The sequence below is a fragment of the Microbacterium sp. UBA3486 genome (assembly GCF_002377845.1).
GTDB classification, from domain to species: Bacteria; Actinomycetota; Actinomycetes; order Actinomycetales; family Microbacteriaceae; genus Microbacterium; species Microbacterium maritypicum_A.
Window position 1 is genome coordinate 1 of sequence record NZ_DFQP01000054.1, and the last position, 7,384, is coordinate 7,384.

9 protein-coding genes are annotated in these 7,384 nt (G+C 69.1%); 7 read left to right on the plus strand and 2 right to left on the minus strand.

The features are described from left to right. Together B2869_RS07795 and B2869_RS07800 are read right to left on the minus strand one after the other, a co-directional pair. A partial coding sequence (locus B2869_RS07795; RefSeq protein WP_292764697.1) for an ABC transporter permease occupies positions 1-1,276 on the minus strand: 1,276 nt, incomplete at its 3' end. Next, positions 1,276-2,043, minus strand: coding sequence for an ABC transporter ATP-binding protein (locus B2869_RS07800; protein ID WP_029258848.1), 768 nt, complete (start codon positions 2,041-2,043; stop codon positions 1,276-1,278). The genes B2869_RS07795 and B2869_RS07800, both read right to left, overlap by 1 nt. A gap of 108 nt (positions 2,044-2,151) precedes the next feature. Between B2869_RS07800 and B2869_RS07805 the strand changes: the two genes are divergently transcribed. From B2869_RS07805 to B2869_RS07835, 7 genes are all read left to right on the plus strand, one after another. Continuing rightward, positions 2,152-3,384, plus strand: a complete 1,233-nt coding sequence (locus B2869_RS07805) for a sensor histidine kinase (RefSeq protein WP_235045231.1) — start codon at positions 2,152-2,154, stop codon at positions 3,382-3,384. Then, entirely contained in the window at positions 3,372-4,010 is a 639-nt protein-coding gene (locus B2869_RS07810) for a response regulator (RefSeq protein ID WP_292764704.1), read from the plus strand. Before B2869_RS07805 ends, B2869_RS07810 begins: the two co-directional genes overlap by 13 nt. A 49-nt stretch (positions 4,011-4,059) precedes the next feature. Continuing rightward, a complete protein-coding gene (locus tag B2869_RS07815) occupies positions 4,060-4,821 on the plus strand; it encodes a LysM peptidoglycan-binding domain-containing protein (RefSeq protein ID WP_292764707.1) in 762 nt (253 codons plus the stop codon). A gap of 191 nt (positions 4,822-5,012) precedes the next feature. After that, positions 5,013-5,375, plus strand: a complete 363-nt coding sequence (locus B2869_RS07820) for a PadR family transcriptional regulator (RefSeq protein WP_292764710.1) — start codon at positions 5,013-5,015, stop codon at positions 5,373-5,375. A gap of 2 nt (positions 5,376-5,377) precedes the next feature. Continuing rightward, entirely contained in the window at positions 5,378-5,749 is a 372-nt protein-coding gene (locus B2869_RS07825) for a DUF1048 domain-containing protein (protein ID WP_021200179.1), read from the plus strand. Next, a complete protein-coding gene (locus tag B2869_RS07830) occupies positions 5,746-6,522 on the plus strand; it encodes an ABC transporter ATP-binding protein (RefSeq protein WP_292764715.1) in 777 nt (258 codons plus the stop codon). The genes B2869_RS07825 and B2869_RS07830 overlap by 4 nt, the downstream gene beginning before the upstream one ends. After that, complete coding sequence (locus B2869_RS07835; RefSeq protein WP_292764718.1) at positions 6,519-7,286, plus strand: ABC transporter permease; 768 nt, start codon at positions 6,519-6,521, stop codon at positions 7,284-7,286. The genes B2869_RS07830 and B2869_RS07835 overlap by 4 nt, the downstream gene beginning before the upstream one ends. Positions 7,287-7,384 lie beyond the last annotated feature (98 nt).

Sequence of the window (7,384 nt, forward strand, 5' to 3'; positions counted from 1 at the left end):
GCCCCGTCGAGACCGAGATCCCCGCGGCGGCGAGCACGATTCCGGTGATGATGCGCGGCAGACCGATGGCCGGAGCGCCCGTCGCCGATTCCCGCAGCGCTTCGACCGGATCGAGCTTCGCGACCCGGGCCGCCGCGATGCGCGCCGCGCCCCAGGCCGAGGCCAGCACGAGCAGCACCGCGCCGACGGCGGGGAGAGGGCCTGTGGCCAGGGCGAAGTCGCCGGGGATCACGCCACCGGATACGAAAGCCGCCTGCAGCACGGTCGACAACAGGTATCCCGGCGCGATGCCGAGCAGCACCGCGACGGCCGAGACCCACAGCACCTCGCGGGCGACGAGCGCGTGCACCTGGGACGGACTCGCCCCGACGGCCCGCAGCAGCGCGTAATCACGGCGGCGCGACTGCACCGACAGCGACAGGGTGCCCGCCACGATGAACATCGCCACGAGGATGCAGGTGCCGACGAACGCGCTGCCGATGGCCACGAGCGTCGAACGCGCGGCGCCCGAGTCGAGGAACTCGACGTCGCCGCGGGCGTCTCCCGTGCGGGCGATCAGGTCGGGGAAGGCCTCGCGGATCGCACCGGCCGTCTGCTCGGGGTCGACGCCCGAGACGAACACGCCGAGTGCCTGCGCGGCCCCCTCGTGCGGGTCGAGCTGGTCGATGCGACGCTCGCTGAGGAACACGTGCGCTCCTCGCTCCGGCATCACCGCCGCCGCGACCTCGCCGACCACGCGGTACTCCGACGGAACGCCGCCGTGCGCGAGGACGACCGCGTCGCCCACGGCAAGACCGCTGCCCGCGGTGACGACGACCTCGTCGGCTGCCGCGGGCTCCCCACCCTCGCGCAGCTCGAAGCCGGTCAACGCGGTGGAGGGCCACGGGTGCGCCTCGACCAGGACGGAACCGCCGGCACCGGCATCCGCACCGGCGTCCTGCAGTGAGAGCGGAATCGCGACGTCGGCCACGACGCGGTCGACTCCGGGAAGAGCGGCGATGTCGCGCGCTGCGTCGGCGGGCAGCGGCACGCGTTCCCGCAGGGGAACCGGCAGGTCTTCCGGCACATCGACCTGCTGCGGCGCACCGACCACCACGTCGACAGCGGAATAGCGTTCCGGCGCCAGGCCTCCGCGCATGCCGGATTCGACGAGGACTCCGAGGCCCGTCACCAGTGCACTCGCCACGAACACCGCGACCGCCACTCCCACGAAGCTCCCGCGGTGATGGCGAAGATCGGCACCGACGAGTCGGCTCAAGCCCAGCGTGCCCGACATCACCACTCCCCCAATGCGCTCATGCGGGCGTTGATCTGCGCGGGGTCGGCACCGTCGAGGTATCCCGCGAAGGCTCCATCGGCGAGGAAGATGGTGCGATCCGCGTGCGCGGCCACCACCGGGTCGTGCGTGACGACCACGACCGTCTGATCGAGCTCGCGCGCCGTGTGCGCGAGCAGGTCGAGAACCTGCTTGCCGGAGCGGGAATCGAGCGCGCCGGTCGGCTCGTCGCCGAACACCACATGCGGCCGGGTGATGAGCGCGCGGGCGATCGCCACCCGCTGCTGCTGGCCCCCGGAGAGCTCGGAGGGGCGACGACGACGGTACTCGGTGAGCCCCACGGCGTCGAGCAGGAAGTCGAGCCACGGCGCCTCGAGTCGACGGCCGCCGAGTCGCAGCGGCAGAGTGATGTTGTCTTCGACGTTCAGTGCGGGGAGCAGGTTGTACGCCTGGAACACGAAGCCCACGTGATCGCGGCGGAAGGCGGTGAGCTGGCGTGCCTTCAGCCCCGAGATCTCGGTTCCGCCGAGGTGCACGGTGCCACTGCTCGGCCGGTCGAGTCCTGCGGCGCTGTGCAGCAGGGTGCTCTTGCCCGAGCCCGAAGGGCCCATGATCGCGGTGAACGTGCCCTTCGCGATGGCGAGGTTCACGCCACGGAGGGCCGTGACGCGGCTGGCACCTGTGCCGTAGGTCTTGACGACGGACTGCAGCCGCAGTGCTTCGGAGGGCCGCGCGTCGACGGCCGGGGAGAGTGGGGTGAAGGTCATGATCCGACGCTAGGGACGGGGCGGACGGCATCCCATCCCGCCCGCTGCCGCTTCGATGGTGGTGCTGGCTATACCGTGCCGCTCCGACCGCTCGGGCAGACTGTGAGAGTGAAGGACGGACGGATGCGGCGATGGCTGCGCGCGTGGGGATACCTGGCCGTCGAGGCCGGAGTCTCGATCGCCTCCGTGGTGTTCCTCTGCCTGGGCATCGTCCTGCTTCCCTTCATGATCCTCACCGGCGGCGTGCTGCTGATGCCCGAGACCGTGCAGAGCCTGCACCGCTGGACGGACCTGAACCGCCGTCGTGTCGGCGCCTACCGGGGCGAGGAGCTGACGCCGATCGGCCACGTGCTCCCGCCGGCCTCGACCATAGACGATCGTCTGCGCTTCGCTTTCTCGCGCGCCACCGGCCGCGACGTGCTGTGGCTCGCGGTGCAGGGGCTCCCCGTGCTGTTCGTCTCACTGCTGACGATCTCGCTGCCGGTCGCGGCGGTCAACACCCTCGCGATCACCTACTACTGGCAGTTCGCTCCCGCCGACGACCCCGTGGGTTCGGTGTACCCCGTCACGTCCTGGGAGCTCGCGGCCACGATGCCGCTGCTCGCGGCGGCGTACGCGATCCTGTCGATCTTCCTGATCCCCGCGGTCGCACGGCTGGTGTCGTACGTGTCGGCGACGCTGCTCGCGACGCCGGAGAAGTCGCGCCTCGCCGCACGGGTCGACGCCCTGACCCTCAGCCGCGCCGCCGCGCTCGATGCCCACGCGGCCGAACTGCGGCGCATCGAGCGCGACCTGCACGACGGTGCGCAGAACCGCCTGGTCAACGTGGTGATGATGCTCGGGATCGCCGAGCGCGCGCAGGAGACCGGCGGCGACGTGCTCGAACCGCTGCGGCGAGCGCAGGATGCCGCCAGCGATGCGCTCGCCGGACTCCGCCGCACGGTGCACGACATCTACCCGCCGATCCTCGACGAGCTCGGGCTGGAGGGGGCGCTGGCGTCGCTGGCCGGGCGCAGCGTCGTGCCCTGCACGATCGAGACGTCGCAGGTCGGACGCGTCCCGGCCGCCGTCGAGTCGGCCAGCTACTTCGTGGTGGCCGAGGCTCTGACCAACGTCAGCAAGTACAGCGATGCCACGCGGGCCGCGGTGCGGGTCGAACGGGAGGGGGAGGTGCTGCTGATCACGGTCGAGGACGACGGCGTGGGCGGAGCAGCCGAACGCCCGGGCGGCGGCGTGGCCGGCATCCGTCGTCGCCTCGAGGCCTTCGAGGGTGGGCTGGAGCTGTCGAGCCCGGTCGGCGGCCCCACCATCCTGAGAGCGGAGCTGCCATGCGGATCGTGATCGCCGAAGACGACACCCTGCTCCGCGAGGGGCTGGCGCTGCTGCTGCGCAGCGAGGGGTTCGAGGTCGTGGCGGCCGTCGACAACGCCGAGGCATTCCTCGCCCGGCTCGACGAGGCCGATGCCGCCGTGGTCGATGTGCGGATGCCGCCCACCTTCACCAGCGAGGGGCTGAAGGCCGCGGCCGAAGCCAGAGCCCGCCGCCCCGGTTTCCCCGTGCTGGTGCTGTCGGCCTACGTCGAGGATCGGTACGCCGGTGAGCTGCTGGCTGCCGGAGCCGACGGCCTCGGCTATCTGCTCAAGGAGCGTGTCGGCAGGGTCGCGGCCTTCATCGATGCCCTGCACCGCGTGGCCGCCGGCGGCACGGTGATGGATCCCGAGGTCATCTCGCAGCTGATGAGCCGCCGTCGCGCCGACGATCCGGTGCAGACCCTCACACCCCGCGAGCGCGAGGTGCTGGGCCTCATGGCCGAGGGGCTCGACAACGGCACCATCGCCGAACGGCTCTTCGTGACCGAGACCGCGGTCAGCAAGCACATCGGCAACATCTTCGCCAAGCTCGGCCTCGCCTCCAGTGACAGCGGCCACCGGCGTGTGCTCGCCGTGCTCGCGTACCTGCGCAGCTGACGACGCCCGCTCTAGCGCCGCGGTGCCGAGCGATGCCATGCTGTCGGGGATGAAGCGCACCACCAAGATCACCACTGCCGTCGTCGTCGTGGCCGTCGCCGGGCTGGTCGCCGTTGCCGCTCCCGCCGTGATCAGCGCCGCACCCGCCGCCGTCGATGCGGCTTCGTGGGCGTCGGAGCGCTTCGCCGCCGAACCCTCCACGGCCCCGACGAGTGCCGCCGACGCCTCTGATCCGGTCGGATACGTCGATCTGGGCGATGGCATCAGCGTTCCCGCCGGCGGACCGGGTGATTGCACCACCAACGCGTTCATCAACATCGGGAGCAACGACGGCTCCCCGGCTCACGGGAAGCTCCTGGGCGACCTCGTCGACATGGGCGCGTCGGAGCTGGCACGCGGTCCCGTCACCCTCGATGCCGACGGCGAGATCTTCTCCTACGAGGTGCAGGCCGGCGACAGCCTCATCGCGATCGGCGAGCGCTTCTGCGTCGACTACGTCACCGTCGGCAGCTTCAACCACGTGCGCGGCAATGAGCCGATCGCTCCCGGGGACGTGCTCTACCTGCGACCGGACCCGACGCTTCCGTTCGTCGACATCTACTCGCCGTACAACGCCGAACCCGGGTCTTCGACCATCCCCTACTACGACGGAGTGGCAGCGTTCTCCACCGCTGTCGCCACCGCAGACCTGGGTGCCGCGCGGTGGCTGTGGCAGCGGCTGGAGAAGGACATGCCCCCGGAGACGGCGGCCGTGATCTCACAGGCCCTGAGCATCGACGACCTGGCGCTGCTCCGCCGCATGTTCCCGTAGCAGCGCTTCCCCTCTTCACGCTTCCCCTCTCCACGCCTCGCCGTCGACGGTCGTTCTCGCGCGCCCGGAACCGCTTCGGGATCTCGTCCGAAAAAGTTTGGTATTCGGTGTTGCTAAGTACCGGTACTCGGTGTTACTTTGTACCGGTACCCAGCAACACTGAGTACCAACCGAAACGAAAGGAGGACCTGATGGGCAAGCAGATGACCGAGATGCTCAAGGGCACTCTGGAGGGCATCGTTCTGGCCCTCCTCGCCGAGCAGCCGGCATACGGGTACGAGATCACCACACGCATCCGCGACCACGGGTTCACCGACATCGCCGAGGGCACGATCTACGCACTCCTCGTGCGCATCGAGCAGAAGCACCTCGTCGACGTCGAGAAGGTCCCGAGCGAGAAGGGTCCGCCTCGCAAGGTGTACACCCTGAACGCGCAGGGCCAGCAGGAGCTCGAGGAGTTCTGGAAGACCTGGGACTTCCTCGCGCAGCACATCGCACAGCTGAACAAGACCGACACCGACAACACGAGCACCACCCCGAACAAGGAGAACTGATCATGGCCGCAAAGTGGATCGAAGCGCTCACCGGATCGCTCGAGCAGAAGAAGCAGTACAAGCAGGCCAAGGCCCGCATCGACGCCCTCCCCTCGCCGTACCGCGAGGTGGCGAACGCCCAGTACCGGTACTACCTGTACTACGGCGGCATCACCGACGGCGACACGATCGTCACGATGTTCCTCGACCTCGCCGACCTGTGGGAGCGCGCCGCAGTCGACGGCACCCCGGTCAGCGCCATCGTGGGCGATGACCCCGTGGAGTACGCCGAGGACTACGCCCGTGCCTACGGCGGCACGCAGTGGATCGACAAGGAGCGCGCACGCCTCATCAAGGCGTTCGACGACGCGAAGAAGAAGGAGAACGAGTCATGACGAACCCCGCCATCTCGGTGCGCGGCATCGAGAAGTCGTACAAGGATCTGCACGTGCTGCGCGGCGTCGACTTCGAGGTCGAGAAGGGCAGCATCTTCGCCCTCCTCGGCTCGAACGGCGCCGGCAAGACCACCATGGTGCGCATCCTCTCCACCCTGCTGAAGGCAGACGCCGGCACGGCGACCGTGCAGGGTGTGGATGTCTCCACCGACCCGGTCGGCGTCCGTGAGCGCATCAGCCTCACCGGGCAGTTCGCCGCCGTCGACGAGATCCTCACCGGACGCGAGAACCTCGTGCTGGTCGCGAAGTTGCGGCACCTGCCCGACGCCGGGAAGGTCGCCGACGACCTGCTGGCGAAGTTCCGCCTGACGGATGCCGGAGGCCGCAAGGTCGGCACCTACTCCGGCGGCATGCGTCGCCGGCTCGACATCGCGATGAGTCTGGTCGGACACCCCGAGGTCATCTACCTCGACGAGCCGACCACCGGCCTTGACCCCGAAGCCCGCATCGAGGTGTGGGACGTGGTCAAAGAACTCGCGAACACCGGCACCACGGTGCTGCTCACCACGCAGTATCTCGACGAGGCGGAGCAGCTGGCCGACCGCATCGCGATCCTGCACGAGGGCCGCATCATCGCCAACGACACCCTCGCCGGCCTCAAGCGGCTGCTCCCCGCCGCCAAGGTCGAGTACGTCGAGAAGCAGCCCACCCTCGAGGAGATCTTCCTCACCCTCATCGGCCCCAAGGCCTCCGGAAAGGAGAACGCAGCATGAGCACGCACTTCGCCGCCGATACGGCGACACTCACCGGCCGCTCCATGCGGCACATCTTCCGCAGTCCCGACACGATCATCACCACGGCGGTCACCCCGATCGCGCTGATGCTCCTGTTCGTCTACGTCTTCGGCGGTGCACTCCAGCAGAGCACCGGCACCGACAACTACGTGAACTACTTGCTGCCCGGCATCCTGCTCATCGCGATCGCATCCGGCATCGCCTACACGGCGTTCCGACTGTTCACCGACATGCAGAGCGGCATCTTCGAGCGGTTCCACTCCATGCCGATCGCGCGATCGAGCGTGCTGTGGGCGCACGTGATCACGTCTCTCACGGCCAACGCCATCACCCTGGCGATCATCTTCGGCGTCGGATTCCTGATGGGCTTCCGCACCGGGGCGAGCTTCTGGGCCTGGCTCGGAGTCATCGGCATCCTGATGCTGTTCACGCTGGCGCTCACGTGGCTGGCGATCATCGCGGGTCTGAACGCCAAGACGGTCGACGGCGCGAGCGCGTTCTCGTACCCGCTGATCTTCCTGCCGTTCATCAGCTCGGCATTCGTGCCGACCGACACCATGCCGGCTCCGGTGCAGTGGTTCGCCGACAACCAGCCGGTCACCTCGATCGTCAACACCATCCAGGCACTCTTCGCCGAGAAGCCCGTCGGCAACGACATCTGGGTCGCCCTCGCCTGGTGCGTCGGCATCCTCGTGGTCGCCTACGTGTTCGCCATCATCTCGTACCGGAAGAAGGTCAGCTGATCTTCGCCCAGCGAGACGGGACGCTCCGACCGGGTCACTCGACCCGGCCGGGGCGTTTCGCCGCGCTCGGCGAGGCGCCGCCGGCCGTCCGCCCCTCC

What these genes read in the sequence shown, in the direction of transcription:
- B2869_RS07800 (WP_029258848.1), bottom strand. Translation starts at nt 2,043, where the DNA reads ATGACCTTCACCCCACTCTCCCCGGCCGTCGACGCGCGGCCCTCCGAA.
- B2869_RS07810 (WP_292764704.1), top strand. Translation starts at nt 3,372, where the DNA reads ATGCGGATCGTGATCGCCGAAGACGACACCCTGCTCCGCGAGGGGCTG.
- B2869_RS07815 (WP_292764707.1), top strand. Translation starts at nt 4,060, where the DNA reads ATGAAGCGCACCACCAAGATCACCACTGCCGTCGTCGTCGTGGCCGTC.
- B2869_RS07820 (WP_292764710.1), top strand. Translation starts at nt 5,013, where the DNA reads ATGGGCAAGCAGATGACCGAGATGCTCAAGGGCACTCTGGAGGGCATC.
- B2869_RS07825 (WP_021200179.1), top strand. Translation starts at nt 5,378, where the DNA reads ATGGCCGCAAAGTGGATCGAAGCGCTCACCGGATCGCTCGAGCAGAAG.
- B2869_RS07830 (WP_292764715.1), top strand. Translation starts at nt 5,746, where the DNA reads ATGACGAACCCCGCCATCTCGGTGCGCGGCATCGAGAAGTCGTACAAG.
- B2869_RS07835 (WP_292764718.1), top strand. Translation starts at nt 6,519, where the DNA reads ATGAGCACGCACTTCGCCGCCGATACGGCGACACTCACCGGCCGCTCC.